Raw genomic sequence first — 523 nt, 5'->3', positions numbered from 1 at the left:
GATCAGCCGCACGCCGGCGGCCAGCCAGCGCTGCGCCATCCGGGGCGGCACCGGCTCCCCGGCGAGGGTCAGGCACGACATGCTCGGGCAGTCGGCCGGGTCGACGGCCGCCAGGTTGGTCGGCGGGCAGAACGCGTGGGTCACCTGCTGCTTGGCGATCAGGTCGGTGAGGCGACGGGCGTCGAGCAGCTCGTCGCGGGAGCAGACGACGACGGTCGCGCCGGAGGCGAGGGCGGTGAAGATCTCGCCCAGGGCCACGTCGAACACGGGCGTGCAGCTGTGCAGCATTCTGCTGTCGGGGCCGATGGCGCACTCGTCGGCCATCCAGGTCAGGAAGTTGGTCAGCTTCTCGTGCGTCAACACCACACCCTTCGGGATGCCCGTCGACCCCGACGTGTAGATCACGAACGCCGGCCCATCCACCGCGACCGTCGGCAGGTCGCCAGCCTCCGCAGCCTCGATCTGCGGCCACTCGTCGTCCAACGCCACGACCCGCACCCCGTCCGGGCACGGCACCCGAGGA

Annotated in this window: 1 protein-coding gene; it reads right to left on the bottom strand. The window is 71.5% G+C overall.

The features are described 5' to 3' along the window. Positions 1-489, bottom strand: a 489-nt coding sequence (locus ACVMYR_RS33170; protein ID WP_457123708.1) for an AMP-binding protein, incomplete at its 3' end; no start/stop codon positions are given. Positions 490-523: the final 34 nt, after the last annotated feature.

The sequence above is a fragment of the Micromonospora sp. PTRAS2 genome (assembly GCF_054052245.1).
This window is presented reverse-complemented; position numbering and strand designations above follow the sequence as displayed.